This is a genomic window from Sphingomonas sp. CCH21-G11, from assembly GCF_001555965.1.
Classification (GTDB): Bacteria; Pseudomonadota; Alphaproteobacteria; order Sphingomonadales; family Sphingomonadaceae; genus Sphingomonas.
This window is the reverse complement of record NZ_LSHX01000003.1, coordinates 20340-46876: the sequence shown is the minus strand read 5'-3', so window position 1 is coordinate 46876 and position 26537 is coordinate 20340. Positions and strand designations below refer to the sequence as shown.

The window sequence follows — 26537 nt, the reverse complement described above, 5'->3', positions numbered from 1 at the left end:
TGTGAATTGCAGGCAGCCGGAGTTCGCGTGCTAGCGCCCGGCCGTTTCGATGTGTTCCGCCGCGCGCTCGAGGAAAGCGATGACCGCGTCGGCGCTGGCCGGGACGTCGCTGCCCACCAGCGCATCGTCGATGCGATCGAGCGTCCGGCCGTCCGCGCGCGCCGCCATGTCAGCCGCGATCGCGCCGGCAAGCCGCTCGACGGTGCGTTCGATCTCGCCGGCCTGCGCCGGAGTGGCACCGAACCGGGTCGCGATCGCATCCGCCGTCTCGCGCACCGGATAGGCGCGCGCCGCCATCGTGCCGCGCGCATCCAGCCCGAGCGCGCCCGTGACACCGGCCACCACCGAAGTTGCCAGAGCTCGCGCTTCGTCCGCCAGCGGCACCGCCGGCGATGCGCCGCCGCCAATCGGGGCAACAGGGCCGGATCCGATGCGATCGATCGTCATGTCGTGTTCGCTTTCTTCTATGCTTTCACCGCCATATCAGCACAGCCGGGCGACGAATGCGCTCCGCGATCCGATTAGGCGCGGTAATCGGATCGACTATCCGACCCGTCTCTTGTGCTATCGACGCTTGATCAGGCCACGATCGGTCAGCTCGAAATCGCCCGGATCACCGCCGAAGACTCGGGTGCCGCCCCGGCGCGCCATCCGGCTCAATTCGGCCACGCGCGACTCCATGCCGGCGGCGACCGCCGCTTCATGGATGCCGGCGGTGATGACGCCCTGGTTGATCAGCGTTTCGGCGAATTCCTGGCGCTTGGCGTCGGTCGACAGCTTGCCGCTGATCATCGGAAACGCCGCGCGAACCTGATCGCGGACTGCGGTCATCTGCGCGCGGGTCACGCGCCCGCGATAGTCGGTCGCGACGCCCCATTGCGCGACGAGATAGAAGGCAAGCGCATCCGCCGCGTCGTTGCGCGCCAGCCCCAGCCCGGGCGCCAGCCGGGCGAATTCGCGCATCGGCTTGCCCGACATGACCATGGCGCGCATCTCGGCCCCGGAGCCCCGGGCGAGCTTCTCGGACTCGGTGGCCAGCGTCTGGGCGACCCGCGCGCTGACTGCGGCGTTTGGTCGGTAACGCGTTTGAACGGGCGAGGCCGGCTGCGCGGCTTCAGCGGTCAACGGAATGTTGCTGACCAATATGCCATGACCGACCTGCCAGGGGTCGATCGCGGGCGACAGGTCCTGTGCGACGGCGGGGAGCGCCAGTGTGACCGCAACGGTCCACCCGGCGCCGCCGGCAACCCGCCAAAGCCGCCTGGCGATCATCGCCCCCCGGCGTTCCGTGCGTGCCGAAAGCCCGGATCCCGCATCACGCGCGATCGCCTGCGCGTGCGTCAATAGCCTGCCCTGGCGCAGAGCGCCGCGAGCCGTTGCGCCTTGGCGGGCGAAAGATTCGCCTGGTAGCTTTGCTTGTTCGCACAGATCGAGCGTGCGTCCCGCGACGCCAGTGGCGCGGACTGCTTGTTGTCGGACCGACGCTGGCGATTGGCCTCGGTGACGCCATGCTGCATCACCCGACCAAGCCCCTCGACCGAGGGGTCCCATGTCGGCATGTCCTGGGCGGCGGCGGTTCCGATACCGGCGAAAGCCACCGCGACGACGGCGAGATACTTGATCTGGGGCATACGCTTCACCTCGCTCTCTTGGTAAGTCGGGAAGGGGGCCCGCGCAATGCACGAGCCCCCCAAGCGTTTTGAAATCAGGACGAATTACCCCTTGCGGGCCATGTTCGCCATGCCTTCGCCGACCGCCTTCAGCGTGGTGCCCGACGCGTTGGAAACCATGCTGAACTGCTGGCCGAGCACCGTGAATTCGGTGGACAGGCTCGCCTTGCCGTCCTTGATCTGGTTGGACACCTGTTCCATCTCGTCGCCGAGCTTGTTGAGGGTGCTGCCCAGCGAGCGCGCCATCGCCATCAGCCAGCCCGGCGCCTTGCCGCCGGCGCGTGCCGAGCGAGCATCCTCGCTTTCGGCCGATTCGCGCGCCAGATCGAGAATCTGGTCAAAAGTGTCGCGCTGCGCCTGGCCGATCTGGGCCGCCGTATCGCCGGCCTCGTTGCCCAGCGCCTCGATCGCTTCGTCGAGGTTGCGCGCGGTGCCCTGCACATCGCCGAACGAGCTGGAGAACGCGCCCTGCGCCATTTCGATGGCCGACTGGGGCAGGCCCATCTGCTGGCCGAGCTGCTGGATGAACTGCTGGCCGATCTGCGAGACGACCTGCGTCGCCAGCTGCGCGATGATACCGCCCATCGGGCCCATGGCCGCGGTGGCGAGCAGGGAAACGGGATTGAAACCGCCGATGCCGAACATATGCCTTCTCCTCAAAAGATGCGTCGCGCTCCCATGCCGCCGGAGCCGGGGCGGGACGGCGGCGTGGCGGGGATCGCTGGCCGCCGTCGTCGACACTCTTGTCCTCCAGTTTCGCCTGCACCTCACTCACCGATCCGACTAGCGCGGCTAGTCGAATCGCTTAGCTGGCTGCCGTTCAGTTGAGCGGGTGAAAGAGCAGGCCGGCCAGCGCATTGAGCTCGCGCACGCCATCAAGCTCGAGCTTGCGGCACATGTTGTTCAGGTGGACACGCACCGTATTCTCGCTGATCGCCAGCAGCGTGGCGATGTCGGCATTGGCCCTTCCCCAGCCCAGAAAGCGCAGCACCGCCACCTCGGTCTTGGTCAGCGTCTGGATGCCGGTCACGTGCCGGTCGGGAATGCGCGAGCGCGGGATGCGATATTCGCCGACCAGCTGCGCCTCGGTTTCGGCCTGCGCGTCCGCCTTGCGCAGCAGCCGCATCAGCTCGCGCAGCCGTGCCTCCTCGTCCTGTGCTTCGCCGGGGCTCATCGCGCCAATGCTCCGATCAGTGCGCGGACGACGTCGTTGCGCGACGCGATCTCGCCCACCAGCAGCTGCGCGAACAGCGGAACCAGCATCAGGACGAGCGCGGTCGCCGCCCATGCCTTGATCGACATCGACAGCTGGAAGACGTTGAGCTGCTGGGCAAAGCGGTTGAGCAGGCCCAGCGAAGCGTCGACGACGTAGAGGAACACGATCACCGGTGCCGCCAGCACCACCGCCAAGGTCATCAGCCGGCCGAACTCGCCCTCGAACAGGACAAGCCCCCGCATGTCCAGCGACTGCCAGTCGGCGGTCATCGGCCAGATCGCGAAGCTCTCCAGGATCGTCGCGACCAGGAGCATCAGCCCGCCGACGGAGGCGAAGAGCACGTTGGCGAGCCGGGCGAGCAACGCGCCGTTGAGCGAAACCTGGTTGCCGCCCAGGGGCTCGAGCACCTGGCCGATCGTCGCGCCGACCTTGGCATCGATGATTTCGCCCGCCGCCTCCATCGCCCAGAGCAGCGTGCCGAAGAAAAAGCCGATGACGACCCCCGCCACCGCTTCCTTGAGCAGTAGCCGCGCCCAGGCAAAAATGCCCAGCGCGGCCGGGTCGATACCCGTCGTCATCCAGTAGGCGACGCCGCCCAGCGTCAGGATCAGGCTGTTGCGCACCATCGGCGGCACCGTGTCGGGCGCGAACAGCGGCAGAAAGGCAAAGGCGAAGCCGAACCGGGCGGAAGCCAGCGCCACGATCAGCAGCTGGTCCATCCATCCGGTATCCGGGGTCATCCGCGCACCATGCCGGGGAAATTGACGAAGATCGTGTCGGCAAAGCGGTACAGCGTGGCCGCCAGAAGCGACGCGGTGACGAACAGCGTCAGCACCACCGCGAAGAATTTGAGCGTGTATTGCAGCGTCTGTTCCTGAAGCTGGGTGGCGGCCTGGACGATCGCCACGAGCAGCCCCACCGCCGATGCCGCGATGATCGGCGGCGCGGACAACAGCAGCACCAGCCACAACGCCTCGACGGTGACCCCGACGATCGATTCGGTCACGATCGCGCTCCGCTGGCCCGCATCCGGCTAGACATAGCTGAGCACCAGCCCGTGGCTGATCTTCACCCAGCCATCGATCAGCACGAACAGCAACAGTTTGAACGGCAGCGAGATGGTGACCGGCGACAGCATCATCATGCCCAGCGCCAGCAGGATGTTGGAGATGACCAGATCGATGACCAGGAATGGAAGAAAGATGAGGAAGCCGATCTGGAACGCGACGGTCAGTTCCTTGACGACGAAGGCAGGAATGACGACGATGAAATCGGTATCGCGCGCGGGCGCGGTGCCCGACCGCTCGGCGACGCGTGCCTGAGTGCGCTGAAAGAATGCACGCTCGCCGGGGTCGCTGTGGCGGATCAGGAATGCGCGCAGCGGCTCTTTCGAACGATCGGCGGCGGCAAACAGCTGGTCGGTCTGCGCCGGCACCTCGGTCTCGCCCGACGCCGCCGCCATCTGCTGGATCGTCGGGTACATGACATAGAGCGAGAGGATCAGCGCCAGGCCGTTGAGCACCAGATTGGGCGGCACCTGCTGAAGCCCGAGCGCGTTGCGGATCAGGCTGAGCACCACGACGATCTTGGTGAACGACGTCACCATCACCGCAAAGAACGGCGCGAGCGCGATCAGCACGACCGTGACGAGCGCGGAGCCCGGCGTGAAGCTCGACAGGTCCATCGCTCAGTGCTCGCTCACCAGCGCATCGACCAGCACGCCATAGCCGTCGCCGACCCCGACCAGCGTGCCGCGGGCAAAAGCGCGACCGCCCGCCAGCAGCTCGACCCGAAGCGCGCCGTCGGCGGTCTCGACCGGCAGCACCGCACCCTCGCGCACCGCCTGCAGCCGGCCAAGCGGGATCGCCTGGCGGTCGAGCGCGATCGTGACGGGCACCGCGAACCGCGCCGCGGGGGGTTCGGCGCCCGGTATGTCGGCCGGTGCGGGCGCAACGCCGGTTTCGGGATCATCCGCCATTCGGGACTCCTTGCGTGAACGCAGTCGGGGTGAAGACGCGCGTGCCGGGATCGAAGCGCCCGCGACATGGTGGCACGCCGTCGGCGTCGAGCACGGCATCGAACGGGCCTGCGCCGATCAGCACCAGGTCGCCGGCACCCAGCTCGGCGGCGTCGAGGGGCGACAGGCGAGGGCCGGGGAAGTGCAGGCGACCGTCGAGCGTGACATGCGCCGCCAATGGCGACGCGAAGGGTCCGCTGGCCGCCAGCAGCGCCAGGTCCCGCGGCACGATCAGCCATAGCCGGTCGGCGACGCCCCATCGGGCATCCAGCGTCGCCAGCTCGACCGGCAGCCCGCCGGCCGGAGGCCGGGGGTCGACACGCTCGGGGTCGATCGCGATGCCGAGCGCGCGTTCGATCAGGGCGAGCAGCGGTTCGAACCGGTCGATCAGATCGACGGCGGCGACGCCATCCCCACCGGGCAAGCCGCAGGGCGCGCCGCCGTGCTGGTCGAAGCCGATCGCCGCGCCGTTGCCGCACATGACCCAGTCGCGCAGCGCGTCGGGTGGTCCGGCGATCCGGGCCCGGACAACGCCGTCGTCGACGACCCAGCCGTTCAGCGCGCCGAGCAGGCGGTTGCGCCGATCGGCATCGTCCGCGTCGACCTGCGGCAAGGTGGCGATCAGGTCACGCATCGGGATTCTCCATCGTCGCCGCACGGCCGCCTGCGCCCGCCGGCCAATGGCGCAGCAGGGTGACGCCGCCGGGGGTCACCCCGATCAGCAGCACTTCGTCATTCACCTCGATCATCGCGACGCGCTCGTTCTGGCCGACCGGCAGCGCGCGCAGGAAACGGATCGTGCGATCGTCCTCGCCACGCACACCCGTGAAGCGGTCCTGCCAGCGTTTGAGCGCGCGCAACGCGATCCAGGCGAGGCCGAGCACGATCGCGAGCGCGATCACCACCGCCAGCAGGCTGGACAATATCGCCAGAATGTTCATTCGGCATCCTCGCGGATCGGCTGGACATCGCCTGCGCGGGCGCGTCGGGCCCACAGGATGATCTCGGCAATGGCGTCGAATTCGGCTTCCGGGATGATCTCGTTGATCTCGGCGGTCGCCCATAGCCGACGGGCCAGCCCGACATTGCGCACGATCGGCACGTCGGCCTCGACCGCCGCCTTGCGCATCGCGGCGGCTAGCGGCCCCTCTCCCTTCGCCGCGACCATCGGAACCGGACAGTCCGCCGGGTCATAATCCAGCGCGATGGCGAGGTGGGTCGGATTGGTCAGCAGGACGTTGGCGTTGCGGCTGGCCTGCACCGCATTGCGGTTCGCCCATTCCTCGTGCAGCTGGCGACGCTGTGCCTTCAGCATCGGGTCGCCTTCATTGTCCTTGTGTTCCTGGCGAATGTCGCGCCGGCTCATCATCAGCTTCTTGATGTAGCGGTGCTGCGTCCATAGCCGGTCGGCCAGCGCGACGAGCAGGAAGATCGCCACTGACCAGGCGACCAGCTGGATCGTCAGCGCACGCAGAAGGTCGAGCACCGCGGCCGCGATCCCCGATCCACTGCCGGGGAACGGCATCCACGCGGCCGCATGCGCCAGCGCGGCATATTCGTCGACCGATCCGGCCAGCACGATGCCGGCGGCGCCGAGCACCAGCAGCGCCTTGATCAGCGTCTTGGCGAGCTCGAACAGATTGTCGAGGCTGATCATCCGCTTCAGTCCCTCGACCGGGTTGAGCGTGTCGAGCTTGGGCTTCAGCTTCTCCGTGCTGAACAGGGCGCCGACCTGAAAGAATTCGCCCGCGACGCCCATCACCGCCGACGGCAGCAATGTCGCCGCGGCCGCCAACAACACGATCGCGCCGGCCGACCATCCCACCACGCTCAGCGACGTGCTGAAATCGCCTGAGGTCGCGCGCGCGACGGCGAGGTCGGCAAAGGCGGCGATCCGCACGCCGATGAAGCCGGCCGCGCCGAGGAACAGCAGCAGCCACATGACCAGGCCGATCGCGGCGCCAAAGTCCTTCGACTTCGCCACATCGCCCTTGTTGCGGGCGTCGCGCAGCCGCTTGAGGGTCGGCTTCTCGGTCTTGTCGCCGCCGTCATTCTTCTCGGCCATCCACTGCTCCGGTTGGCGTCAGACGAACGCCCGGGAAGACTAGGAATTATTGCAAGCAAGTCGCGGATAATAGATCAGTTCATGACTCATATCGCTAGGCAAAGGATGATGGCAGATTGGTGACAGCGTCAAGTAAATGCCGGGACAGTGTGGCGATCCGAGTGATTTCTAGGACATTACGATCCCGCAATGAAAAGCCATTTATTGACGAAAAGTTGTTACGTGTATCATCTGGCCGCAGCGAAAACTCCATTCACCGTAAATGAACGCACGGTTCATCGCACTTGGCACACTTCCTACTTGATACGGAGGACAAAATTGCAGCATTCGCAGCTCGACGGCGCGAGCAGAAGCGAGTCGGCGCGATGTCCTGAATTCCGGACTTTCCAGTCCGCGAACGGGTTTCGGGTGCGTAACAGACGGTGTGTGGAGATCGTGTGCATGATCGAAGCCCGGGTAATCATTCAATGCGCTGCGGCAGCTTTACTGTCGGTATCGGTATCATGGGCAAAACCGTCTTTCGCGAAGGACCCGTTCAATACGGGAGTTCTTGACGAATGCCCGATCGCGTCCAAAATCCGGACGGCGACATCTTCACCTCAATTGCGATCGTCCTCACTGGCTGCCTGTACGGACCGGATGGTCGCCACCCCGACGGTGCCGGTCCAGCCGGGACCGGACATCGTGCGGATCATCGGGGTCAAGCCCGATCCCGAGGACGCGCGCAATGCGTCCGGCGCGTCGCAGTCCAGCTGGTCGCCGCCGACCGCGCCGGCCGGGACGGTCACGCGGCTTTCCTATTCGCAGTTCGACGACGTGATCGGCCGCGCGGCGAGCCGGCATCGCATCGACCCGCTCTTCCTGCACGCGGTCATCGCCACCGAGTCGGCCTATCGCGCGCGCGCGGTGTCGAGGGCCGGTGCGCGCGGGCTGATGCAGATCATGCCCGCGACCGGCCGCGGCCTGGGGGTGGCCGACCCTGCATTGTTCGATCCGGCGACCAACATCGACGCCGGTGCCCGCCACCTGAAGCGGTTGCAGCGGCGCTACGGCACCAATTTCGAGCTGATCCTGAGCGCGTACAACGCCGGGGAGGGTGCCGTCGCCCGGTATGGCAACCGCGTGCCGCCCTATGCGGAAACCCGCACCTATGTCGGTCGCGTGATGGCGCGTTATCAGCAACTTCGCAGCGGAACCGGGCCGGGCCGGTGAGTTTCGCCGCCATGCTCGCGAAGCTGCCGAGGGGCGGCATTCGCGCCGCCGACCTGTTGCTCGTCGGCCTGGTCGTCGCCGTCGTCGGCCTGCTCATCCTGCCGCTGCCTGCGGTCGTCCTCGACCTCCTGATCGCGGCGAACATGACGATCGGCGTGCTGCTGCTGCTCAGCACGCTCTACATCGCCAAACCGCTCGACCTGTCCACCTTCCCGACCGTCCTGCTCCTGTCGACGTTGTTCCGGCTATCGCTGTCGATCGCGACGACGCGGATGATCCTGACGGAGGCGCATGCCGGCGCGATCGTCCAGCAGTTCGGCGAGATGGTGGCGGGCGGTGACCTGATCGTCGGGATCGTCGTGTTCCTGATCATCACGATCGTGCAGTTCATCGTCATCTCGAAAGGGGCCGAGCGCGTGGCCGAGGTGGCGGCACGGTTCAGCCTGGACGCCATGCCCGGCAAGCAATTGTCGATCGACAGCGACCTGCGCTCGGGCCTGATCGACAAGGACGAAGCGCGCGCGCGCCGCCGCACGCTCGAGCTGGAGAGCAAGCTGCACGGCAGCCTCGACGGCGCGATGAAGTTCGTGAAGGGCGATGCGATCGCGTCGATCGTGATCGTCCTCGTCAACCTGATCGGCGGGCTGGCGATCGGCGTGTTCAACCGCGGCATGTCGGCGGGCGACGCGGTCCACACCTATTCCATCCTGACGATCGGCGACGGGCTGGTCGCCCAGCTTCCCGCATTGTTCAGCGCGATGGCGGCGGGGTTGCTGGTCACGCGCACGACCGACGAGGACAAGGACCGCGAGCTTGGCCCGGCAATCGCGCGCCAATTGTCGGGCAAGCCGCGCGTCCTGTTCATCGCCGCCGGGCTGTGCGTGCTGCTGGGGCTGATCCCCGGTTTTCCGACGCTGGTTTTCCTCGCGCTCGCGCTTGCGCTGGCCTTTGGGGGCGCGTGGCAATTGCCCGCCGGCCGGGTGTGGATCAGCGGCCGCGCGCGCCGGCTCGACAGCCGCCCGGCGGCGCTGCCCGATCGGATCGAGGCGCGGCCCGGCGCACTGGCCCCGGTCAAGCCGCTGGTGCTGGAACTGTCGGCCGACGGACTGGATGCAGCGATGGTCGCCACGCTGAGCGCAGAGGCGAGCCGCCTGCTAGATCGCATCCAGGCGCGGATCGGCCTCGCCGTCCCGCCGATCGAGATCGCGCCGGGGGCGGGCCAGCGCGGACGCTGGGCGCTGTTCGTCAACGAGGCGCCGGTAGCGTCGGGCAGCTTCGACCCGGGCGAGGTCGACCGGGTCCTGCCCGAGGTCGAGAACGCATTGCGGCGCAATGTCGGCCAGTTTCTGGGCCTGCAGGAGGTGACGACGCTGCTCAACCGGATCGGCGCGGAATATCCCGATGTCGTCAAGGAAGCGGTGCGCGCGGTGCCGACCGCCCGCATCGCGGAGGTCATCCGCCTGCTTGTCGAGGAAGAAGTGTCGCTGCGCAACCTGCGCGACGTGCTGGAGGCGATCGCGGATGCCGGTCAGTCCGAACGCAACGCGATCCCCATCGCGGACATGACCCGGGTTGCGGTCAAGCGGTATCTGACCCCGCCCCTGTGCACCGACGGGCGGCTGCGCGTGCTGATCGTCGGCGCGACGCTCGAATCCTTTCTGCGCGACAATGTCCGGCCCGTCGACGGCGTGGCCCGTCTGGCGATGGAGCCCGAACAGGCGCGCACGATGATTGCGATGCTCAAGCGCGAGCTCGCCTCGTGCGGGGCGCGGGCGATCGTCACCGCGTTCGACCTGCGCCGGCCGCTGCGGCGGCTGATCGCCGGCGACGTGTTCGACACGCCCGTGCTCGCCTTCAACGAGCTGTCGCCCAGCGTGCCGCTCGACATCGTCGCGCAGTTCGACCGGACACCGATCACGATCGAGGAGGATGTGGGTTTGGGAGCTGCCGAATGACCGTGCGCCGTCTGATGACGACGATCCTTGCCACCGCCGGCCTGGCCCTGTCGGCGGTTCCCGCTGCGGCGGGCGACCCGCCCTTTGCCGATCGTCGCGTCGCGCTCAATGCCCGCAACGACGAGGTCGCGGCATTCATCCGCCGCTTCTTTTCCTCGGCCGGCCTGACGGTCAGCGTGGACCCTGCCGTCAAGGGTCGGATCAACGGCCGGTTCGAGGGCGCGGCCGCGACCGTGTGGAGCCAGATTGCGCGCTCGTTCAACCTCGTCGCCTATCATGACGGGTCGACGGTGATCGTCTATCCCGCCGGCCAGGTGCAGAGCCGCACGATCCCGGTCGTGTCGCGGCGCGGCGGCGAGCTGGTGTCGGCGGTCAACCAATCGGGACTTTCGGACAGCATCAACCAGGTCCGCGCCGTGTCGGAGGACGCGGTGCTCGCAACCGGCGTGCCCAAGTTCCTCGACCAGGTCGCGCAGCTGGCGAGCGCGCTGCCCACGCGGCCCGACATTCCGCAAACCGCCCAGATCAGCCCGGCGCGCGGCCGCGGCTATCAGCGGGTCGAGCCCTATGAGCTTCGCGTCTTCTATCTGCGCTATGCCCGCGCCGACGATACGACGCTGATGGCGGGTGGCCGCGAGCTGATCGTGCCCGGTGTCGGATCGACGCTCAGTCGCATCATGGGCGACGGCGCGCCCGTCGCCGGCAGCGTCTATGCAAGCTATGGCGGGCGCTCGGTGCGCCAGAGCCAGCCGCGCCTGGGCGGCCGGGGGTTGAACGCCGTGCCGCCCGGTCCCGCGCAGACGCCCCAGATCGCGCCCTATGAGGACGAACTGCTCGGCTTGCCGCCGGGCCCTGCGGTCGCGGCAGAGAGCGGGCCTGGCTATGCCCAGCGCGGTCCCCGCATCGCGATCGATCCGTCGATCAACGCGGTCGTCGTGCGCGACCGGCCGGAGAACATGCCCGCTTATGAAGGGCTGGTCCGCGCCCTCGACGTCCGGCCGATGATCGTCGAGCTCGAGGCGACGATCATCGACCTCAACATCGACCGCCTGCGCGAGCTGGGTATCAACTGGCGGATCCAGAGCCAAGGCTTCAGCTCGCTGTTCGGCGGCGACATCGTCCGTCGCACCGGCGATCCCGCCGTCGACTTCACCCGGCTCGGCCAGGTCAATCGGGGCCTGTCGCTGTCGGGGGTGATCGGGTCCAACCGCGAATTCATCGGGCGGCTGAGCGCGCTGGAGGAAAAGGGCGCGGCCCGCGTCGTGTCGCGGCCCCAGATCGTCACGCTGTCGAATGTCGAGGCGGTGTTCGACCGCACCCGGACCTTCTATGTCCGCGTGGCCGGCGACCGCCAGGTCGACCTGTTCAACGTGACCGCCGGCACCGTGCTTCGCGTCAACCCGCATGTTCTGTACGACAACGGCCAGACGCGCATCCGCATGGTCGTGGGTGTCGAGGATGGCGCGGTGCTCGATGCCGAGGTCGACGATATCCCGATCGTGGATCGCGCCAGCGTCAATACCCAGGCGATGATCAACGAGGGCGAGGGGCTGCTGCTGGGCGGACTGACCGTCAATGCGGATTTCGATGCGGAGACCAAGATCCCGCTGCTCGGCGACATTCCGGTGCTGGGCGAGCTGTTCAAGTCGCGCAGCAAGCGCCGGCAGAAGACCGAGCGGCTGTTCCTGATCACCCCGCGGATCATCCCGATCGATACGGTGGCGGTCCAGCCCGCCGCAGCCACCCCGCCGGTTCCGATCGCGCCGGCACCCGTCAAGCCCAAGCGACAGCGCAAGCGGAGATAGCCATGGCCCGTGCCGATCCCCCCGCGCCCCACATCGTGCGGATTCTCGAAGGCCGGCTGGCCGGGCGCGAACACCCGCTCGGCATGGCGGACCGGCTGTGCATCGGCCACGGTCTGGCCAACGACATCGTGCTGCGCGGCACCGGAACGCGCGACGGCGTCATCGAACTGACCCGCCAGGGCGATGCGGGCGCGATCCGCCTGCGCGTCATCAGCGGCCAGGCCGAGCTGTTGGGCCGGACGATGGGGCCGGAGGACTCGGCACAGCTCCCGCCCTATCTGCCGTTCCGTTTCGGCGAATTCCTGATCGCGCATGGCGAGCGCGGCGCCGATCGCTGGGACGAGGCGCTGGCGATCGCTGCGTCGCCGTGCGGCGCGCCAGCGGTGCCGCTGCCCGCGCCCAGCATGTCCGCCCAAATCGCGGGTCGTGCGCGCGGCACGCTGGAGGCCGCGATCGACCGGATCGGCATCATGCGGCTCGGGGTGGTGACCGCGTCGATGGTGCTGTTGCTGGCCGCATCGGGTCCGCTGGGTTCGGCGATCGAGCAGCAATGGTCCGGACCGGGCGCGCTGCAGGGCCGGCTGGCGGACGCCGGACTGGGCGACCTCTCGGTCAGTCGCAACCCGGCCGGCGGGCTGATCGTCAGCGGCATGGTTTCCGACGAAGGCGACCTGATCCGGTTGCGTACGCTCGCCGCCGAACAGGGTGTGCCCGTGATGGTCGACGTGACGTCGGCGGCGTCGATCGCCAGCGCGGCAACCGACATCCTGCAGGCCCAGGGGCTGCCCGCGCGCGCGGAACCGCTGGGGCTGGGCAGCATCGCGGTGATCGCGCCCTATCTGTCCGACGACCGCGAGCAGCAGCTGGTCCGGCTGTTGCGCCGCGACCTGCCGGGGCTGCGCCGTGTCGCCTTCCGGCTGGATCGCGCGGCCGGCGGCGATGCGCTGCAATCCTTTTTCGCGCGCAGCGGCACCGGCCTGGCCAGCGTCGTCGCCGATCCCGGCCATATCGTGACCGCCGACGGCGCGCGCTGGTTTCCGGGCGCAATCCTGCCGACCGGGCATCGGCTGGTGTCGGTCGAGGTCGGCCGGGTGCGCTTCGAGAAAAATGGCCGGACCGAGGAAATCCGGCTGTGACGACTATCTGAGAGGAGTAATGCGATGACCGATATCACCCCCACCTACGGCCTCAACGCGCTGGCCGCCGCCCCGATGAGCGCCGGGCCGATGGACCGCAGCCGGACCCCCGCCAACTGGTTCGAGGCCTTTGCCGGTGCCTGGGGCAAGGCGCTCGACAATCAGGCGGCGGCGATCGAGCAACGCTCCGACCTGATCGCCAATGAAGGCGGCGACACCCCGTCACAGATCACCCAGCTGACCGCCGAATCGATGAAGATGAGCTTTCTGTCGCAAAGCTCGCACAGCTCGCTCGACAGCGTGTCGAAGGCGCTGGAAACCATGGCGCGGAAGGGCTGACCATGTCGATCGAAGCCCTTGCCGCCGCGGCTGCCGCACCGGTCGAGCCGCTGGTCGTCGACCTCGCCCCGCCCGTTCCTCAGCAACCGGGCGCCGGCGCGCAGGGCGAGTTCGCCGCCGCGCTCGATCGCGCCTCGGCGATCGCACCGGGCGACGACGTGCCGCCCGCGCTCAAGGGGCTGCTCGAAACGCTCGACAAGGTGAATGTCGAGGCCAAGAGCGTGGCGGAATATGCGCGGTCGGCCGAATTGTCGGCGGGCGAGCTGACGCCGGGCGAGATGGTCCAGCTGACCATGCAGTGCCAGGAATTCATGTTCCACTGCCAGCTCACGTCGAACATCGCCAATCGCAGCTCGGACGGCATCCAGCAGCTGTTCCGTCAGCAAAGCTGAACAGGGCGGGACAAGGAGGACGCATGGCCTGGATCCGATCCTGCCGCCGCTGGCTCGCCATCGGCCTGATGCTGGCGCTGGCGGCGTGCGGCAATCAGGAACTCTATGGCAAGCTCAAGGAGAGCCAGGCCAACGAAATGATCGCGGCGCTGCGCAACGCCAATATCGCGGCCACCAAGCAGTCGAGCGGGGAGGGCGAATGGAGCGTCTCGGTCGCGCCCGCCGACTTCGCCCAATCGGTCGAGGTGCTGCGCAGCAATGGCCTGCCGCGCGACGAGTTCGCCTCGCTCGGGGACCTGTTCGCGAAGAAGGGCTTCGTTTCCTCTCCGACCGAGGACCGGGCGCGGCTGATGTACGGGCTGTCGCAGGAATTGGGCCGTACCGTCAGCGCGATCGACGGGGTGGTCGAGGCGCGCGTCCATCTGGCCATCCCCCAGCCCGATCCGCTGTCGGACAAGGTCAAGCCGTCGTCCGCGGCGGTGTTCATCAAGTATCAGCCGGGATTCGAGCTGCGCAGCCAGACCGGCGCGATCAAGTCGCTCGTCACCAATTCGATCGAGGGCTTGTCCTATGACAAGGTCTCGGTCGTCATGTTTCCGGCTCAGGCCGCGCCCGCGCGCAGCGGCATGTCGATGGCGAGTTTCGGCCAGCCCTGGCTCGCGGCGGTGCTGGCCGCCCTGGGCATCGGCGGGCTGATCGTCGCGCTGACGATGCGCCGGGGGCGGTCGACGCTGCCGGTCGTGCGGAGCGACCCTGAATGAGCGCGGCGGCGCGCCGCCGGCTGGTCGCGCGTGCGCGGCTGGCGCGCGATCACGGCGTGGCACCACGTCGGTCGGCCCGGCTCGCCGGCTCTCCGCCCGCCGCGACCGTTTCGCTCGCCGAGCTGGCCCACTGGCCGGGCTGGCCCGCGGGTGCGTCGGATGCGCAGGCGGCGGCTTTCAAGCTGATCGCGCTGGTCGCCGCGCGCGACGCGCTGGGTCGCGTCATCGAAGGACACATGCTGCGCGCCTTTGCCGCGGAAGTGGGGGAAGGGGTGCTGGAGGCGGTGCTGGCGCTACCCCCCGGTGGCGATCGTCCGCTGCCGCCGCCCGCCCAGTTGCGCGCGCAGGGCGAGGCGCTGGCGCGCGGGGCGCTTCCCGGCGCGTTGCGGCCCGCGGGCGCGCAAACAGCTGATCCCCAGGCCGCGCGGTTCGTGGCGATCGCCGAGGCGGTGGGCGAGGCCGAGACATGAGCTTCTACCTGATCCGCGCCAACCGCGACGCGCTGCTCGCCAGCGATCGGCCGATCGTGCGCGCCGGCGATCGCGAGCCGCTTGCCGACGCCGTTGCCCTGTTCGACATGCTGGAGCGCGAGCGGCACGCGGGGCGTGAGGCAGTGGCGACGGTCGAGCGCGAGGCGGCGGCGCGCGGCTTTGCGGCGGGCGAGGCGGCGGGCATGCAGCGTTTTGCGGACGCGGTCGCCGCCGTCGCCGGCGAGGCGCTGCGCCACCGTGAAATGCTCGAGCACCAGGTCGCCGAGCTTGCGTTGACGGCACTTCACCGGATGGTCGACACGCTCGATGACGAGGCCGTGATCCGCGGTATCGCCCGGCGCGCCGTGGCCGACCTGGTCGGTGCCGGGCCGGTAACGGTCGAGGTGTCGGAAAGCGTCGCGCCGGTCGTCGAGCGGGCGTTGGCGGAAATGGATGCCGGGGCGATCATCGTCCGCGGCGACCCTGCGCTCGATGATACGCAATGCCGGGTGATCGTGGGCGACAGCCGGATCATCGCAGACCGCGACGTGCAGATCGAAGCGATCCGTCTGCGCCTGGAACATGCCGATGACGCTTGAGACGCGTATCGATGCCATGTTCCGGGGGCTGGACGCGGCGCCCGTCGTCGAGCAGCGCGGGCGGCTGAAGGGCGCGGTCGGGACCGCGATCCGGGTCGCCGGCGTCACCGGCCGGATCGGCCAGACCTGTGCGCTGCTCGATGTGGCCGGACGCCCCGCGCTGCTTGCCGAGGTCGTCGGGATGAACGACGGCGAGCTACTGCTGTCGCCGCTGGGCGACCTGCGCGGGCTGTCGAGCGAGGCCGAGGTCATCGTGCGTGCCGGCGACGACCGGGTGCCCGTCGGGGATGCACTGCTCGGGCGGGTGCTCGACGCCCGGCTGGAGCCGCTGGACGGCGGTGCGCCGCCGCGCGGGTCGATGTCGCGTCCGCTCTATGCCGTCGCGCCCAACCCGATGACGCGTCAGCGGATCGACCGGCTGCTGCCCACCGGCGTACGCGCCATCGATGGGCTGGTCCCGGTCGGGCGTGGCCAGCGGGTCGGTGTGTTCGCCGCCGCCGGAGGCGGGAAAAGCACCCTGCTCGCCATGCTTGCCCGCCAGGCACAGGCGGACGTCATCGTCATCGCGCTGATCGGCGAGCGCGGCCGCGAAGTGCGCGAGTTCATCGAGGATAATCTGGGCGAGGCGGGGCTGGCGCGATCGGTGGTCGTCGTCGCGACCTCGGATCGACCCGCGCTCGAGCGCGTGCGTGCCGCGCATGCCGCGACCGCCATGGCGGAGGGGTTCCGCGCGGAAGGCCGCCATGTCCTGTTGCTGATGGATTCGGTCACGCGCTTTGCCCGCGCGCTGCGCGAGATCGGGCTGGCGGCGGGCGAGCCGTCGGTGCGGCGCGGCTTTCCGCCTTCGGTATTCGCGGAGCTGCCACGCCTGTTCGAGCGCGCGGGCACCGATGCGGACGGGGCGATCACCGGCATCTATACCGTGCTGCTGGAGGACGAGGAGGACGACCCGGTCGGCGAGGAGGTGCGCTCGCTGCTCGACGGGCACCTCTATCTGTCGCGCGCGCTCGCCCGAAAGGGGCATTATCCCGCGATCGACGTGCTGGCGAGCCAGAGCCGCCTGATGTCGCAGCTGTGCGACCCGGGCCAGATCGCGGCGGCGACCCAGCTGCGCGCGATGCTGGCCAAGCTCGCCGAGATCGAACTGATCGTCCAGGTCGGCGACTACCGGCCGGGCCAGGACGCGATGGCGGACCGCGCCCTGGCGATGCGCGAGGCGATCGACGGATTCTTGCGGCAGGGGTCGCATGATGCATCGGACATCGCGCTCACCCGCACGCTGCTCAGGGGCTTTGAGGGATGACGCACGGCGCGGCAGAACTCGCGACGCTGTGCCGCCTGCGCGCGCGCGAACTGGATCGTGCGCGCGACACGCTCGCCGCGGCGAGCGCGCACCATGCGGCGTGCGAGGCGGCGGTCACGCGCCTGGAGGCGACGCTTCGGGACCAGCATGTCGCGCTGGATGCGGCGCGCGCCGCCCGCTGTCGCGCGCCGGCCGATGAGATGATCCGGCTGAGCCTCGATCGTCGCGAAAGCGAGCTGCATGAAACGCAGGCGCTGTACGGCGCGGCGATCCAGCGACGCGCGGACGCCGCAACGGCATTGCGCGAGGCGCGCGCGGGCATGTTGCGGGCGCAAGCGCGCGAGGAAGCCGTTGCCGGCCTGCATCATCGTGCGTTGCGCGATGAGCGCCGCCGCCGCGACCGGCATGCCGAAAATGAACGCGAGGACCATCGGAGACGCGCATGATCGACGTACCACGGCCAGCTTCGCCCACGCCCACGCCCGCTGCCGCCCGCGCGCAGCGCGGCGACGCGGCCCCCCCGCGCGCGCCCGCCGAGCCGTCCCCCGGGGATCGATTTCGCCACGCGCTGAAACGGCTCGGACAGGCCCAAGATGATGCCGGGCCGCTCGCGGTCGCCGAAGGATGGTCGCGGCCGGAGCCGCTGCCCGGTCCGGTCGGCGGCGAAGCGCGGCCGGATCGTGATGATATGGCGGCCGTCCCGCCACCGGCGGGGAACAGGGTCGACGGGGCGCCCGCGCCGTCCGCGCCACCGACCGGCGCCGCCGTCGATGTTGCGTTCGCCGATGCCGACCGATTCGAACGCGCGCTGGACGCCGCTGCGCGGACGACGGAGACTCAGATCACCCTGCCGGCCGGGTGCGCCGCGCGCGAAGTCACGCTGGCGGTGGCCGCCGACGGAAACGCGTCGATGTCGCTCGACATGGACATGGACGAACGCGGCCGCCATGCCGATCCGACGGAACTGACCGCGCCGCTGGCGCGGCTCGGCATCCGGCTGATCGAAACCGAAGTGCTCGCGCGCCGGATGCGCGAGGCCGGGGACGACCGCGCCTAATCGATCCGACTAGCCCGCCTAATCGCATCGAGGAGCGCCCTCGATCGCGAATCATGTTCTTCTCGCCCATCGGAATAATGGTGCCGGGTGACGAACGATGGTCAGCGCAAGCGACCCTGCCGCAGCGACAGCCAGCAGCCCGCCGGGCGCGATCGGCAGCGACCTGTCGCGGCGCGCTGGCGAGGCGGCCGCAAGCGCCAGCTTCGATGCCCGCGCGCTGGCGGCGGATCTGAACGCGCGCGCCGCCGGCGATCCGGCCACGCTGCGCACCCTGACCACCCAGGTCGAGGCGCAGCTCTCGCCCGTGGAGCGCGGCGAGCTCGCCCGCGCGCTCGATGCCGCCAACGACAACGCGCTCGCCGTCGCCGCGTCTCCGGGGCCGGACCCCGTCCAGCTCGGCCTCGACCTTGGCCAGATGGCGCTCGACATCACCGGCCTGTTCGATCCGACGCCGATCAGCGACGGGGCCAACGCGGTCGTCTCCGCGGGCCGCGCGATCGGCTCGTTGTTCTCCGGTGATTTCGGCGATGCCGGTGGCCACGCGCTGAACGGCGTGATCTCCGGCGTCGCGATCGTCCCCGCGCTCGGCGACGCGGCGAAGCTCGGCAAGATCGGCAAATGGGCCGACACGATCAATGACGCGGTCGGCGCGGTGGCGCGCAACCCGGCACTGCGCGCCACGCTCGAGCCCGGGTTGCGCGCCGTCAAGGATGCCGTCGATGCGATCCCGCAATCGGCGATCGACGCGCTGCCGGCCGGCGCGCGCGACGCGATCGGGAACATGAAGCGCCAGCTCGACGACTTCTTCGCGCCGCGCGCCGCCGCCAATGCGGCGACCGCGACCAACCTGACCGCACGGGTCGGCGCCAACAGCGTGCAATGGACGGTCGATGCCAACGGCTATCCGACGCGCGTCACCGCCACCCTGTCCGAACTGCAGCCGAGCGGAACGCCGCGCGGCAACGCCGAACTCGACGCACAGGACGTCACCCGCGCGCGGGGCCTGTCCGATGACGATGCCGGCCATGTGATCGGCCACCGCTTCCTGGGCGACCAGGGCACGCGCAACATGTTCCCCCAGAATTTCAACTTCAACCGCTCCGCCTACAAGACGCTGGAGAATGAATGGGCCGGATGGATCCGCAACGGCGGTACCGTGCGGGTCGAGGTTGAGCTGATCGGCGGGACGGGCGGGCGTCCCGATCAGGTCGGCGTGACCTATGAAGTGTTCAACGACGCGGGACGCCGCGTCTTTGACAACCAGGAGCTGTTCGACAATGCTGCGGGGCAGCAGTTCCAGCGCGTGCCGAACGCCGACATGTCGCGGATCCTGAACCAATGATCGTGCTGGCGATGCCGGCGAATCCGGGTGACCAGATGCAGCAAGTCGCTTTCGACCGGCAACGCGCCGACACGCTGGTTCAGGAAATCGGCAGCGAGATCGTGCGCGGTTCAAAATACACCGCCCGGCCGTGGCAGCGGATCGCCGTCGTCGCGGAGATCGCCGATCGCAAGCGCCTGTTCGGCTATATGTACTGGGACGGCGACCAGTGGGAGGCTGCGACGCCGGACGGCTTTCGGGCGCTGACGCTGTTTCAGGAGCTCCAGTCGGCGATGCGCGTCGCCGACAAGCCCGCGTGGAAAAAGTGCCTGGTCCGGATCGACCGTGCCAGCGGCGCCATCGACATCGACTTCGACTATGCCGGCGACAAATGGGTGCCCGACCCCGCCGACCCGGCGAAAACCGCGCGATCGCTGCTCTAGGTCCGGCGCGGCCCGCGGCACGACGCGGGCAATCGACGGTTGACCCTGCGCTTGCCGCAGTGCAGCAAGGTGCGCATGGCCAGCCTCCCCAGCGTCATCAACAACCCCGACATCCGGTTCCTCGGTCGCCTGCTCGGCGACGTCATCCGCGCCTATGACGGCGATGCGACCTATGCACGCATCGAACAGATTCGCGCGGCTTCGGTCGAACGCCATCGCCGCGCGGCGGAGGCCGGGCACGATGTCGCCGGCAATGGCGGCCCCGCCGACCCGCATCTGGCCGAACTGACGCTGGACGAGGCGCTCGCCTTTACCCGCGGCTTCATGTTCTTCTCGATGCTCGCCAACCTGGCGGAGGACCGTCAGGGCATCGCCGCCGAACCCGATGCCGATGTCGCGAATGCCGTCGCGCGGCTCGCCGAGGCCGGCATCGGCCGCGACCAGGTGCGCGCGCTGCTCGATCAGGCGCTGGTCGCGCCCGTCCTGACCGCCCATCCGACCGAGGTGCGGCGCAAGAGCCTGATCGACCACAAGAACCGCATCGCCGAACTGATGGCGCTGCGCGACGCGGGGCTGGCCGAGACCGCGGACGGCGACCAGGTCGAGGAAGCGATCCTGCGCCAGATCGCGCTGTTGTGGCAGACGCGCGTGCTTCGCCCCGACCGGCCCAACGTCGCCGACGAGGTCGAGACCGCCCTGTCCTATCTTCGCGACGTGTTCCTGCCGGTGCTTCCCGCGCTGCACACGCGTTGGGACCGTATCCTGGGGGAGCGTGTGCCCGCTTTCGTCCGGCCGGGCAGCTGGATCGGCGGCGACCGCGACGGCAATCCGTTCGTGACCGCGGCATCGCTGCGCCTCGCGCTCGCGCGCGCAGCGGAAACCGTGCTCGTCCATTATCTCGATGCGGTCCACGCGCTCGGCGCGGAACTGTCGATCTCGACCCGCCACGCCGATGTCGAACAGGCGGTGCTCGAACTGGCGGCGGCGAGCGGCGACGATGCGGCGAGCCGCGTCGACGAGCCCTATCGCCGGGCGCTGTCGGGGGTTTATGCGCGGCTTTGCGCGACGCATGAGCGGCTGGCGGGCAAGGCCCCGCCACGCCCCGCCGGCATCGTCGCCGAGCCCTATGCCGATCCCGCCGCCTTCCGCGCCGATCTGGTCGCGATCGCCCGCGCGCTGGCGCATAGCGGCGATGGCGCGCTTGCCTCGGGCGGGGCGCTCGGTCGCCTGATCCGTGCGGTCGACATTTTCGGCTTCCATCTCGCCACGCTCGACATGCGCCAGAACAGCGCGGTGCACGAACGCGTCGTCGGCGAACTGCTCAAGGTTGCCGGCGTCGAACCCGATTATGCCGCGCTCGACGAAGCGGGGCGGGTCGCGCTACTGACCCGCGAACTGGCGAGTCCGCGTCCGCTGACCGTGCCGTCCGCCGGCTATTCGGACGAAACCGCGGGCGAGCTGGCGATCGTCCACGCCGCGGCCGAGGCGCATCGCCGTTACGGCCGCGGCTGCATCACCAACTACATCGTATCGATGAGCCAGTCGGTTTCCGACCTGCTCGAGGTCCATGTGCTGCTCAAGGAAGCCGGGTTGTTCGTGCCGGGCGAGGCGCCACAGGCGCATGTCATGGCGGTGCCGCTGTTCGAAACCGTCGCCGATCTGGAGGCGGCTCCGGCGATCATGCGTGACTGGCTGGCGATCCCGGCGGTCCGTACCATTGCGTGCGGCCGCGGGCGTCAGGAAGTGATGATCGGCTATTCAGATTCGAACAAGGACGGCGGCTATCTGACCTCGACCTGGCAATTGAGCCGCGGGTCGACCGCGCTGCGTCCGGTGTTCGAGGAGGCGGGCGTCGCGCTCCAGCTGTTCCACGGGCGCGGTGGTGCGGTCGGGCGCGGCGGCGGTTCCGCCTTTGCCGCGATCCGGGCCCAGCCGCGCGGTACGGTGGGCGGGCGCATCCGCATTACCGAACAGGGCGAGGTGATCGCCGCCAAATACGGCACGCGCGAAAGTGCGGCGACCAATCTGGAAGCAATCGTGTCGGCCACGCTGCTCGCCAGCCTGGCGCCCGACACGGTGCCGCCCGCCGACCAGGCACGGTTCGCGGCGGCGATGGACACGCTGTCCCAGTCGGCGTTCCGGGCCTATCGCGGGCTCGTCTATGAAACCGACGGGTTCCGGACATTCTTTCGCCAGATGACCCCGATCCGCGAGATCGCCGACCTCAAGATCGGCTCGCGCCCCGCCAGTCGGAAACAGTCCGACGCGATCGAGGATCTGCGCGCGATCCCCTGGGTATTCTCATGGGCGCAAGCGCGGGTGATGTTGCCCGGCTGGTATGGCGTCGGCCAAGCGGTCGATGCGTTCGCCGACAAGGGGCTGCTGCGCGCGATGCATCAGGGCTGGCCGCTGTTCGCCGCGACGCTCGCCAACCTTGAGATGGTGCTCGCGAAATCGGACATGGGGGTGGCCGCGCGCTATGCCGCGCTGGTCGAGGACCCGGCGCAGGGCGAGGCGATCTTCGGCCGCATCCGCGACGGCTGGCACGCGACGCGCGACAACCTGCTCGCGGTGACCGATCAGCCCCGGCTGCTCGCCGCGCATCCGACCCTGGAAAACTCGATCCGCCTGCGGCTGCCCTATATCGAGCCGCTCAACCTGCTCCAGGTCGAACTGCTGCGCCGCCACCGCGCCGGCGAAACCGACCCCCGCATCCGCGAGGGCATCTTGCTGACCATCAACGCGATCGCGACCGCGCTGCGCAATTCGGGGTGAGGGCGCGGGTCCGGCATCAGGCGGCGGCAACTCTCGCGGTGCCTCCCGGCCATTCACGGGCACGCATCCCTAGAGCATGATGACGTTAGATCGACCCGCTCTCTCACGACTTCCTCGTCAACCCGGCACAAGGCCGGGGTGACGAAAGTTGATTCCGTGCAAAGTCATCATGCGCTAATAGTCGCGCCCGGCAAAGCGATGGGCGCGCGCGACGGCTTCGGTATCGCCCACGAACTCCGCCCACACCCCGCCCGGCTGCCAGACGCTGTCCATCGGCGCGCGTGCGGCCGCGTCGTCCATCCCCAGTTCCTCGCGGCGATAGCGGGTCAAGAATGCCGTCACCCGCGCATTGACGATGCAATGGACGTGCAGCGGGGTGCCGCCATGCGCGACCATCGCCTGCCGGAACGCCTGATAATGCGCCTCCTCGGGGGCGTCGAACGGCACCGGGATGTGGGTATAGCCGATGCCGAGCGCGTCGAGGATCGTCGGCTCCTCCGCCACCGCGCGCGGATGATCCGACATGCCCAGGTTGACGACGTGGCGCACGCCCAGCGCCGCAAGCGCCGCGAACTGGTCGGCAGTGGGCTGGCCGGACGTCGTCAGCTGCGCGTCGATGCGGCGAAAATTGAGGATCGCGTCGGGCCCGGTGCTCATGCGCCTGTCGTCTCCATGAACCGCGCCGCCATCTCCGCGGGGACGCGCATCAGCCGCCCGCTGTCACGGTCGATCAGCGCCCAAGTGGTGCGGGCGTCGATCTTGACGCGCCCGTCATCGCCAGTGAAGCGCATCATCCGGTCGAAACGCGCCCCGCGCGGCGGATCCTGTACCCAGGTTTCGGCGGTCACCTGCTCGCCGGCGCGGACATTGCCGCGATAATCGATCTCGTGCCGGGTGACGACCCAGACATGCCGCGCGATCTCGTCGGGCGTCGCGACCGCCGCCCAGTGGCTGACCGCGACATCCTGCATCCAGCGCACCCAGACCGCGTTGTTGACGTGGCCCAGCTCGTCGATATCGGCGTCGGTGGCGGTAAAGCGAAGCGTGAACCGGCTCATCGGCCGTGAGCGGTATCACGACTGCCGGGCGGCGGACCAGCCCCCCGGCAGCCGCAGGTGGGCCTATTCCAGCGCGGCGCGATCCGCGTCGTCCAGATCGTCGTCGTCGGCCAGGTCGTCGTCGTCGAAATCTTCCTGAAGCTCGTCTTCCTCCAGGTCGTCTTCGTCCGCCGCGTCATCGGCGTCCTCGTCTTCGTCGTCGTCAGCGTCTTCAGCGGTTTCGTCGGCACCCGCCATCAGGGCCGCGTCGTCCGTATCGCCCTCCAGGTCCTCGCCCAGATCGGGCTCGACATCGGTCAGCACCACGCCGTCGGTCGGGCCGTCGCGCGTCGCTTCCAGGATTTCGGCGCGCTGGCTTTCGTCATAGCCATCCTCGTCATAGCCATCGTCATTGGGTCCGGTTTCGGAGATATGCAGGCCACCCATGGTCACCCTTTCGCGCTTGGCGTCCCCGCACGATTGCAGGGGACTCGCCGGCAACGAGACTAGCCGACCCATGTTCCACTTGTGTGGCGGCCCAGCGACGACCGGGGCTGAAAATCAGCCCGCGTTGACCGACCGGAAGAGCCGGCCGCGCTCGGCGGCGAACACTACGCCCAGCGCCGCCAGCCCGAGCAGCACGAAAGCGCCGTAAAGCGGCACGGTGGTGCCGTCAAACCGCTGGCCGATCAGCGCGCCCAGAATCGCGCCGATCAGCGTCGAGGCAAAGCCCTGCAGCGCCGACGCCGATCCCGCGATCCGCCCCATATTCTCCATCGCCATCGCCGAGAAGTTGGACGCCGCGAGGCCGAAGCAGCCCATCAGCATCGCCTGGAGGATGATGAACGAAGCCAGCGTCTCGTTGCCCGTCACCGCGACCGCCCAGTGGATCGCCGCGATCGTGATCATCCCGATCAGCGCCCCGTGCGAGATGCGGCGCGTGCCGAAGCGGAGCACGATGCGCGAATTGGTGAAATTGGCGAGCGCCATCGTGCCGGCGACACAGGCGAAGGTCAGCGTCAACAGCTCGGGCCGGCCAAAGATCACGTCCATGATCTGCTGGATGGAATTGATGAATCCGAACAGCCCGCCCGAAATCAGCGCCGCCGCCAGCGTGTAGCCGAACGAATAGCGGTCGATCGCGACCTGGCGATAGTTCGCCGCGATGCGCATCGGTTCGAGCGGCACGCGGTTGGCCGGATCGAGCGTCTCGGGCATCCGCAGCCAGTACCAGGCCAGCACCAGCGTGATGACCAGCGCCAGCCCGCCGAAAATCCAGCGCCACTGCGCGAAGAGCAGCACGAACTGGCCGAAAGCGGGGGCGAGCACGGGGGCCGCCATGAACACGACGAACACCAGGCTCATCACCCGCGCCATTGCGCGTCCGGCAAAGCAGTCGCGGACCATCGCGACCGTCACGACCCGCGCGCCCGCCACCGCCATGCCCGACACGAAGCGCGCAATCAGCAACAGGGTGAAACTGCCCGACATCGCCGCCAGCACATTGGTCACCGCGCCCAGGATCAGCGATCCGGCAAGCACGGGGCGGCGGCCGAAGCGGTCGGCCAGCGGGCCGTGGAACAACTGGGCGCAGGCGAAACCGACCAGGAAGCTGGTGATCACGAACTGGCGGTCGTTGGGATTGGCGACGCCCAGGCTGTCACCGATCGCGGGCAAGGCGGGCAGCATCGAATCGATCCCGAGCGCGGTCAGCGCCATCAGCGCGGCGCTGAGTGCGACGAATTCGCGCATCGGAATCGGCGATCGATCGGCGCTGACGGTGGTCTGGGCATCCATGCTGCGCTGCTCCATGAACTCTTGATCGCGCGACGTCACGCCGATTTCGTATGCAGGGCGGTGATGCCGTGCGTCGGATGACGGCGGCGGGCAAATAGGGCGGCGGAACGGCTGGCCGACCGGGCCCGTCGCGCTTATGTGTGGGCGCTGATCCTCGTTTCAACCGGACCCGACCCATGTCTGACGCCCTGCTTGCCGAAGTCCCCCTGATCTCGATGCGCGATCAGGCGGACGATCCCGACGCGTTCGCTGCCGCTTTCGGCGAATCGTTCCAGCGGTTCGGCTTTGCCATCGTTGCCGATCACGGCATCGACGATGCGCTGATCGAGCGGGCCTGGGCGATGACGCGGGCATTCTTCGCGCTGCCCGAGGGGGAAAAGCGGCGCTACCACCTGCCCGGGGGCGGCGGCGCGCGCGGGCTGACCCCCTTCGGCATCGAGATCGCAAAGGGCGCGAGCGAGAACGACCTCAAGGAATTCTTCCATGTCGGGCGCGAGCTGCCGCCCGGTCATCGCTTTCGCGCGCTGATGGCCGACAATGTCTGGCCCGACGCACCGGCCGGGTTCCGCCAGACCTTCCTTGATCTGTTTGCCGCCTTCGACGCGGCGGGCGACCGGCTGCTGTCAGCGATCGCCCGCTATCTGGGTCTTGCCCCCGACTGGTTCGATCCGGCGGTGGCCGACGGCAACAGCGTGCTGCGCCTGCTGCATTATCCGCCGGTTTCCGCCGATGCGCCGGGGGTGCGCGCCGGCGCGCACGAGGACATCAACCTGATTACGCTGCTGCTCGGCGCGGAGGAAGCGGGGCTCGAACTGCTCGACCGGGACGGCCGCTGGCTTCCGGTCAAGCCGCCTGAGGGCGCGATGGTCGTCAATGTCGGCGACATGCTGCAGCGGCTGACCAATCACGTGCTGCCGTCGACCACGCACCGCGTGGTCAATCCGCCGCCCGAGCGCCGGGGCACGCCGCGCTACTCGATGCCGTTCTTCCTCCATCCCGCGCCCGACTTCCTGATCCGGACGCTGCCCGGCTGCGTCAGCGCGGACAATCCCGACCGCTATCCGACGCCGATCACGGCACACGACTATCTGCACGAGCGCCTGGTCGAAATCGGCCTGATCAAGCCGTGAACGCGCTTCCCACCCGCGCAATTTTCGATTAGCCGCG

At 68.9% G+C, this 26537-nt stretch carries 32 protein-coding genes; 16 read left to right on the top strand and 16 right to left on the bottom strand.

Annotated elements, in window-relative coordinates; all coding sequences use genetic code 11:
• Window positions 1-30: 30 nt before the first annotated feature.
• The 12 genes from AX676_RS00930 to AX676_RS00875 all read right to left on the bottom strand — a co-directional run bounded on the left by AX676_RS00930 (window position 31) and on the right by AX676_RS00875 (window position 6968).
• Window positions 31-447, bottom strand: a complete 417-nt coding sequence (locus AX676_RS00930) for a hypothetical protein (RefSeq protein WP_066477009.1) — start codon at window positions 445-447, stop codon at window positions 31-33.
• Between the two features lie 117 nt (window positions 448-564).
• Window positions 565-1272 carry a DUF6683 family protein gene (locus AX676_RS00925; protein ID WP_066544045.1) on the bottom strand — a complete coding sequence of 236 codons (708 nt, stop codon included), beginning with the start codon at window positions 1270-1272 and terminating at the stop codon, window positions 565-567.
• A 68-nt stretch (window positions 1273-1340) separates the two neighbouring features.
• The gene (locus tag AX676_RS00920) at window positions 1341-1640 is read right to left on the bottom strand and encodes a hypothetical protein (RefSeq protein WP_066477014.1); all 300 of its coding nucleotides are present in this window, start codon (window positions 1638-1640) and stop codon (window positions 1341-1343) included.
• Window positions 1641-1715: 75 nt separating this feature from the next.
• Window positions 1716-2315 carry a hypothetical protein gene (locus AX676_RS00915; RefSeq protein ID WP_066477015.1) on the bottom strand — a complete coding sequence of 200 codons (600 nt, stop codon included), beginning with the start codon at window positions 2313-2315 and terminating at the stop codon, window positions 1716-1718.
• A 175-nt stretch (window positions 2316-2490) separates the two neighbouring features.
• On the bottom strand, window positions 2491-2844 hold the full coding sequence (locus tag AX676_RS00910; protein WP_066477016.1) for a helix-turn-helix domain-containing protein: 354 nt from the start codon (window positions 2842-2844) through the stop codon (window positions 2491-2493).
• Window positions 2841-3626, bottom strand: a complete 786-nt coding sequence (gene sctT / locus AX676_RS00905; RefSeq protein ID WP_066477018.1) for a type III secretion system export apparatus subunit SctT — start codon at window positions 3624-3626, stop codon at window positions 2841-2843. The genes AX676_RS00910 and sctT overlap by 4 nt, the downstream gene beginning before the upstream one ends.
• Entirely contained in the window at window positions 3623-3892 is a 270-nt protein-coding gene (gene sctS / locus AX676_RS00900) for a type III secretion system export apparatus subunit SctS (RefSeq protein ID WP_066477021.1), read from the bottom strand. Before sctS ends, sctT begins: the two co-directional genes overlap by 4 nt.
• 27 nt (window positions 3893-3919) lie before the next feature.
• Complete coding sequence (sctR, locus tag AX676_RS00895; protein WP_082731281.1) at window positions 3920-4570, bottom strand: type III secretion system export apparatus subunit SctR; 651 nt, start codon at window positions 4568-4570, stop codon at window positions 3920-3922.
• A gap of 3 nt (window positions 4571-4573) precedes the next feature.
• Window positions 4574-4864, bottom strand: coding sequence for a FliM/FliN family flagellar motor C-terminal domain-containing protein (locus AX676_RS00890; protein WP_066477025.1), 291 nt, complete (start codon window positions 4862-4864; stop codon window positions 4574-4576).
• On the bottom strand, window positions 4854-5537 hold the full coding sequence (locus AX676_RS00885) for a hypothetical protein (RefSeq protein ID WP_066477027.1): 684 nt from the start codon (window positions 5535-5537) through the stop codon (window positions 4854-4856). The genes AX676_RS00890 and AX676_RS00885 overlap by 11 nt, the downstream gene beginning before the upstream one ends.
• A complete protein-coding gene (gene fliO, locus AX676_RS00880; RefSeq protein ID WP_066477029.1) occupies window positions 5530-5844 on the bottom strand; it encodes a flagellar biosynthetic protein FliO in 315 nt (104 codons plus the stop codon). The genes AX676_RS00885 and fliO overlap by 8 nt, the downstream gene beginning before the upstream one ends.
• Window positions 5841-6968, bottom strand: coding sequence for an EscU/YscU/HrcU family type III secretion system export apparatus switch protein (locus tag AX676_RS00875; RefSeq protein ID WP_066477031.1), 1128 nt, complete (start codon window positions 6966-6968; stop codon window positions 5841-5843). The genes fliO and AX676_RS00875 overlap by 4 nt, the downstream gene beginning before the upstream one ends.
• Before the next feature lie 639 nt (window positions 6969-7607).
• Between AX676_RS00875 and AX676_RS00870 the strand changes: the two genes are divergently transcribed.
• The 15 genes from AX676_RS00870 to ppc all read left to right on the top strand — a co-directional run bounded on the left by AX676_RS00870 (window position 7608) and on the right by ppc (window position 22536).
• Entirely contained in the window at window positions 7608-8180 is a 573-nt protein-coding gene (locus tag AX676_RS00870; RefSeq protein ID WP_066477032.1) for a lytic transglycosylase domain-containing protein, read from the top strand.
• Window positions 8177-10135 (top strand): flagellar biosynthesis protein FlhA, encoded by a 1959-nt coding sequence (locus tag AX676_RS00865; protein ID WP_066477033.1) that lies wholly within the window; start codon window positions 8177-8179, stop codon window positions 10133-10135. The genes AX676_RS00870 and AX676_RS00865 overlap by 4 nt, the downstream gene beginning before the upstream one ends.
• The gene (gene sctC / locus AX676_RS00860; protein WP_066477035.1) at window positions 10132-11940 is read left to right on the top strand and encodes a type III secretion system outer membrane ring subunit SctC; all 1809 of its coding nucleotides are present in this window, start codon (window positions 10132-10134) and stop codon (window positions 11938-11940) included. The genes AX676_RS00865 and sctC overlap by 4 nt, the downstream gene beginning before the upstream one ends.
• Window positions 11941-11942: 2 nt before the next feature.
• Entirely contained in the window at window positions 11943-13076 is a 1134-nt protein-coding gene (locus AX676_RS00855; RefSeq protein ID WP_066477036.1) for a hypothetical protein, read from the top strand.
• 24 nt (window positions 13077-13100) lie between these two features.
• A complete protein-coding gene (locus tag AX676_RS00850) occupies window positions 13101-13415 on the top strand; it encodes a hypothetical protein (protein WP_066477037.1) in 315 nt (104 codons plus the stop codon).
• Between the two features lie 2 nt (window positions 13416-13417).
• Window positions 13418-13807: a hypothetical protein gene (locus tag AX676_RS00845; protein WP_066477039.1), complete on the top strand. Its 390-nt coding sequence runs from the start codon at window positions 13418-13420 to the stop codon at window positions 13805-13807.
• Between the two features lie 23 nt (window positions 13808-13830).
• Window positions 13831-14568 (top strand): type III secretion system inner membrane ring lipoprotein SctJ, encoded by a 738-nt coding sequence (gene sctJ, locus AX676_RS00840; protein ID WP_066477041.1) that lies wholly within the window; start codon window positions 13831-13833, stop codon window positions 14566-14568.
• Window positions 14565-15038, top strand: coding sequence for a hypothetical protein (locus AX676_RS17585; protein WP_066544036.1), 474 nt, complete (start codon window positions 14565-14567; stop codon window positions 15036-15038). Before sctJ ends, AX676_RS17585 begins: the two co-directional genes overlap by 4 nt.
• A complete protein-coding gene (locus AX676_RS00830) occupies window positions 15035-15637 on the top strand; it encodes a FliH/SctL family protein (protein ID WP_066544033.1) in 603 nt (200 codons plus the stop codon). The genes AX676_RS17585 and AX676_RS00830 overlap by 4 nt, the downstream gene beginning before the upstream one ends.
• On the top strand, window positions 15627-16940 hold the full coding sequence (locus AX676_RS00825; RefSeq protein ID WP_156437634.1) for a FliI/YscN family ATPase: 1314 nt from the start codon (window positions 15627-15629) through the stop codon (window positions 16938-16940). Before AX676_RS00830 ends, AX676_RS00825 begins: the two co-directional genes overlap by 11 nt.
• On the top strand, window positions 16937-17386 hold the full coding sequence (locus AX676_RS00820; protein ID WP_066477050.1) for a hypothetical protein: 450 nt from the start codon (window positions 16937-16939) through the stop codon (window positions 17384-17386). The genes AX676_RS00825 and AX676_RS00820 overlap by 4 nt, the downstream gene beginning before the upstream one ends.
• Complete coding sequence (locus AX676_RS00815; protein ID WP_066477052.1) at window positions 17383-17997, top strand: hypothetical protein; 615 nt, start codon at window positions 17383-17385, stop codon at window positions 17995-17997. Before AX676_RS00820 ends, AX676_RS00815 begins: the two co-directional genes overlap by 4 nt.
• Window positions 17998-18094: 97 nt before the next feature.
• Window positions 18095-19339 carry a DNA/RNA non-specific endonuclease gene (locus AX676_RS00810; RefSeq protein ID WP_066477054.1) on the top strand — a complete coding sequence of 415 codons (1245 nt, stop codon included), beginning with the start codon at window positions 18095-18097 and terminating at the stop codon, window positions 19337-19339.
• Entirely contained in the window at window positions 19336-19761 is a 426-nt protein-coding gene (locus AX676_RS00805) for a hypothetical protein (RefSeq protein ID WP_066477057.1), read from the top strand. Before AX676_RS00810 ends, AX676_RS00805 begins: the two co-directional genes overlap by 4 nt.
• Before the next feature lie 75 nt (window positions 19762-19836).
• The gene (gene ppc / locus AX676_RS00800) at window positions 19837-22536 is read left to right on the top strand and encodes a phosphoenolpyruvate carboxylase (protein WP_066477111.1); all 2700 of its coding nucleotides are present in this window, start codon (window positions 19837-19839) and stop codon (window positions 22534-22536) included.
• 174 nt (window positions 22537-22710) lie between these two features.
• Here ppc and AX676_RS00795 read toward each other — a convergent pair whose 3' ends face one another.
• From AX676_RS00795 to AX676_RS00780, 4 genes are all read right to left on the bottom strand, one after another.
• Window positions 22711-23193, bottom strand: coding sequence for a protein tyrosine phosphatase family protein (locus AX676_RS00795; protein ID WP_066477060.1), 483 nt, complete (start codon window positions 23191-23193; stop codon window positions 22711-22713).
• Window positions 23190-23594, bottom strand: coding sequence for an acyl-CoA thioesterase (locus AX676_RS00790; protein ID WP_066477062.1), 405 nt, complete (start codon window positions 23592-23594; stop codon window positions 23190-23192). Before AX676_RS00790 ends, AX676_RS00795 begins: the two co-directional genes overlap by 4 nt.
• 63 nt (window positions 23595-23657) lie before the next feature.
• Window positions 23658-24020, bottom strand: a complete 363-nt coding sequence (locus tag AX676_RS00785; RefSeq protein ID WP_066477064.1) for a DNA primase — start codon at window positions 24018-24020, stop codon at window positions 23658-23660.
• 114 nt (window positions 24021-24134) lie between these two features.
• Window positions 24135-25409 (bottom strand): multidrug effflux MFS transporter, encoded by a 1275-nt coding sequence (locus AX676_RS00780; RefSeq protein ID WP_331709258.1) that lies wholly within the window; start codon window positions 25407-25409, stop codon window positions 24135-24137.
• Between the two features lie 137 nt (window positions 25410-25546).
• Between AX676_RS00780 and AX676_RS00775 the strand changes: the two genes are divergently transcribed.
• Window positions 25547-26500, top strand: coding sequence for an isopenicillin N synthase family dioxygenase (locus tag AX676_RS00775; RefSeq protein ID WP_066477066.1), 954 nt, complete (start codon window positions 25547-25549; stop codon window positions 26498-26500).
• Window positions 26501-26537: the final 37 nt, after the last annotated feature.

Coding starts and splice junctions, on each gene's coding strand:
- AX676_RS00890 (WP_066477025.1), bottom strand. CDS start 4,864: ATGGCGGATGATCCCGAAACCGGCGTTGCGCCCGCACCGGCCGACATA.
- AX676_RS00785 (WP_066477064.1), bottom strand. CDS start 24,020: ATGGGTGGCCTGCATATCTCCGAAACCGGACCCAATGACGATGGCTAT.
- AX676_RS00790 (WP_066477062.1), bottom strand. CDS start 23,594: ATGAGCCGGTTCACGCTTCGCTTTACCGCCACCGACGCCGATATCGAC.
- AX676_RS00850 (WP_066477037.1), top strand. CDS start 13,101: ATGACCGATATCACCCCCACCTACGGCCTCAACGCGCTGGCCGCCGCC.
- AX676_RS00925 (WP_066544045.1), bottom strand. CDS start 1,272: ATGATCGCCAGGCGGCTTTGGCGGGTTGCCGGCGGCGCCGGGTGGACC.
- sctR (WP_082731281.1), bottom strand. CDS start 4,570: ATGGACCTGTCGAGCTTCACGCCGGGCTCCGCGCTCGTCACGGTCGTG.
- AX676_RS00910 (WP_066477016.1), bottom strand. CDS start 2,844: ATGAGCCCCGGCGAAGCACAGGACGAGGAGGCACGGCTGCGCGAGCTG.
- AX676_RS00845 (WP_066477039.1), top strand. CDS start 13,418: ATGTCGATCGAAGCCCTTGCCGCCGCGGCTGCCGCACCGGTCGAGCCG.
- AX676_RS17585 (WP_066544036.1), top strand. CDS start 14,565: ATGAGCGCGGCGGCGCGCCGCCGGCTGGTCGCGCGTGCGCGGCTGGCG.
- AX676_RS00855 (WP_066477036.1), top strand. CDS start 11,943: ATGGCCCGTGCCGATCCCCCCGCGCCCCACATCGTGCGGATTCTCGAA.
- AX676_RS00810 (WP_066477054.1), top strand. CDS start 18,095: ATGGTCAGCGCAAGCGACCCTGCCGCAGCGACAGCCAGCAGCCCGCCG.
- AX676_RS00815 (WP_066477052.1), top strand. CDS start 17,383: ATGATCGACGTACCACGGCCAGCTTCGCCCACGCCCACGCCCGCTGCC.
- AX676_RS00875 (WP_066477031.1), bottom strand. CDS start 6,968: ATGGCCGAGAAGAATGACGGCGGCGACAAGACCGAGAAGCCGACCCTC.
- sctT (WP_066477018.1), bottom strand. CDS start 3,626: ATGACCCCGGATACCGGATGGATGGACCAGCTGCTGATCGTGGCGCTG.
- AX676_RS00825 (WP_156437634.1), top strand. CDS start 15,627: ATGACGCTTGAGACGCGTATCGATGCCATGTTCCGGGGGCTGGACGCG.
- AX676_RS00795 (WP_066477060.1), bottom strand. CDS start 23,193: ATGAGCACCGGGCCCGACGCGATCCTCAATTTTCGCCGCATCGACGCG.
- AX676_RS00775 (WP_066477066.1), top strand. CDS start 25,547: ATGTCTGACGCCCTGCTTGCCGAAGTCCCCCTGATCTCGATGCGCGAT.
- AX676_RS00805 (WP_066477057.1), top strand. CDS start 19,336: ATGATCGTGCTGGCGATGCCGGCGAATCCGGGTGACCAGATGCAGCAA.
- AX676_RS00820 (WP_066477050.1), top strand. CDS start 16,937: ATGACGCACGGCGCGGCAGAACTCGCGACGCTGTGCCGCCTGCGCGCG.
- AX676_RS00830 (WP_066544033.1), top strand. CDS start 15,035: ATGAGCTTCTACCTGATCCGCGCCAACCGCGACGCGCTGCTCGCCAGC.
- fliO (WP_066477029.1), bottom strand. CDS start 5,844: ATGAACATTCTGGCGATATTGTCCAGCCTGCTGGCGGTGGTGATCGCG.
- ppc (WP_066477111.1), top strand. CDS start 19,837: ATGGCCAGCCTCCCCAGCGTCATCAACAACCCCGACATCCGGTTCCTC.
- AX676_RS00885 (WP_066477027.1), bottom strand. CDS start 5,537: ATGCGTGACCTGATCGCCACCTTGCCGCAGGTCGACGCGGACGATGCC.
- AX676_RS00915 (WP_066477015.1), bottom strand. CDS start 2,315: ATGTTCGGCATCGGCGGTTTCAATCCCGTTTCCCTGCTCGCCACCGCG.
- AX676_RS00930 (WP_066477009.1), bottom strand. CDS start 447: ATGACGATCGATCGCATCGGATCCGGCCCTGTTGCCCCGATTGGCGGC.
- sctJ (WP_066477041.1), top strand. CDS start 13,831: ATGGCCTGGATCCGATCCTGCCGCCGCTGGCTCGCCATCGGCCTGATG.
- AX676_RS00870 (WP_066477032.1), top strand. CDS start 7,608: ATGGTCGCCACCCCGACGGTGCCGGTCCAGCCGGGACCGGACATCGTG.
- sctC (WP_066477035.1), top strand. CDS start 10,132: ATGACCGTGCGCCGTCTGATGACGACGATCCTTGCCACCGCCGGCCTG.